This is a genomic window from Arthrobacter sp. 05T47 (assembly GCF_056395825.1).
Genome location: NZ_JBFTKG010000142.1, coordinates 1 through 1,513, shown reverse-complemented (window position 1 = coordinate 1,513; position 1,513 = coordinate 1). Strand labels below are relative to the sequence as shown.

At 67.0% G+C, this 1,513-nt stretch carries 2 protein-coding genes; one reads left to right on the top strand and one right to left on the bottom strand.

What is annotated here, in order from left to right; all coding sequences use genetic code 11:
* Positions 1 to 532: SDR family NAD(P)-dependent oxidoreductase (locus AC1DEY_RS23370; RefSeq protein ID WP_476870080.1), on the top strand; the 532-nt coding region annotated here is incomplete at its 5' end.
* Between the two features lie 360 nt (positions 533 to 892).
* Here the strand turns inward: AC1DEY_RS23370 and AC1DEY_RS23365 are convergent.
* The coding region (locus AC1DEY_RS23365) for an SDR family oxidoreductase (protein WP_476870079.1) at positions 893 to 1,513 on the bottom strand (621 nt) is incomplete at its 5' end.

Here is a 1,513-nt window from a genome sequence, read left to right as displayed (position 1 = left end):
GTTCGAGGTCAACGTCTTCGGAGCAATGCGGCTGGCGCAGCTGGTGCTGCCGCACATGCGCACGCAGCGTTCGGGCTCGATCGTGAACATCACCTCGATGGGCGGAAAGATCTACACACCGCTGGGCGGCTGGTACCACGGCACGAAGTTCGCGCTCGAGGCACTCAGTGACTGCCTCCGCCTGGAGGTCAAGCCCTTCGGCATCAACGTCGTCGTCATAGAGCCCGGCGGCATTGCGACCGAGTGGGGCGGCATCGCCGCCGACAACCTGGAGGCCACCTCCGGTAACGGCCCCTACGCCCCACACGCGGAGGYCGTCGCGAAGTCGCTGCGCTCAGAGACCAACGGGAACCGCAACTCACCGCCGTCGGTCATCGCCGACGCAATCGGAAAGGCTGTGACCGCCGCAACTCCCAAGACCCGCTACGCCGTCGGATACGGTGCCAAGCCACTGATCACCGCCCGGGGCCTGCTCAGCGACCGCCAGTTCGACGCCCTCATCACCCGCGCCGTCGGACTCCAGCGCACCTAACTGAAGACAGGGGTACGGCGCATGCCGGTCACTGGCTGGCTGAACCTGGCCGAGCGTATTCTGCAGGAAGTGCAAGCTCGGAACGCCCGGGCAGCTGATCGCGGTTAGCCCCAAACACGGTTCTGAACCTATCCACGGCAGCTGGTACAGGGCAGAACGGGAGCTCGCAGGCCCACGGACCACGTAGGGAGATCTGGGGTTTCAGCACGGTCCCGCTGCCCACAACCGGGGACAGTCCTCATGGGTTATCCACCGCTGCGGCTGTTAGGGAGCTGCCCCAATGGCTCCCGATTCCAGCCGTGGATAATCCGAATTGACCCCAGCTGTCGACAGCTGGAGTGTTGGCCTCGGAGTCAGATCCTAGAGCTGCCCGGCCCGCATGGCTGCGATGACCCCGCCATCCATGAGGAGGTCGGAGCCGGTGATGAAGGCACTTTCGGGTCCGAGGAGGAACGCCGCGGTGGTAGCCACTTCGGCGGGGGTGCCCATGCGCCCGGCGGCCGAGGTCCGGATCATGGTGCGGTAGCCTTCGGCGAACGGTCCGGACATCTCATCCTGGGCGAGCGGGGTGGAGMTGATGCCGGGGCTCAGGGAGTTGATGCGTGCCCCGCGCTCACCCCAGGTGGTGGCTGCTGCCTGGACGCGCAGGGCGTTGCCGCGCTTGGCGAGGGTGTAGGCGGCGCCGGAGTCGCCCACTTTCTCGGCGGCGAGGAACGGCAGCTCCAGAAGTTCTGCCGTCGGTGTATATGCCAGTGCGTGTTCAATCTCGCGGGGATAGCCGTCGCCCATGTGGCCGGCCATGCTGGAGATGACGATGCCGGAGCCGCCGGCGGCGATGACCCGGCCGAATTCTTCGAGGACGTAGGCGGTGCCGAGAAGGTCGACGTGCATCACCCGGTCGGTGGTTGCCTGGACCGGGGACACCCCGGCGGCGAGCACGACGCGGGTGACGTCGCCCAGGGCTGCTGCGGCGTCGGCCAG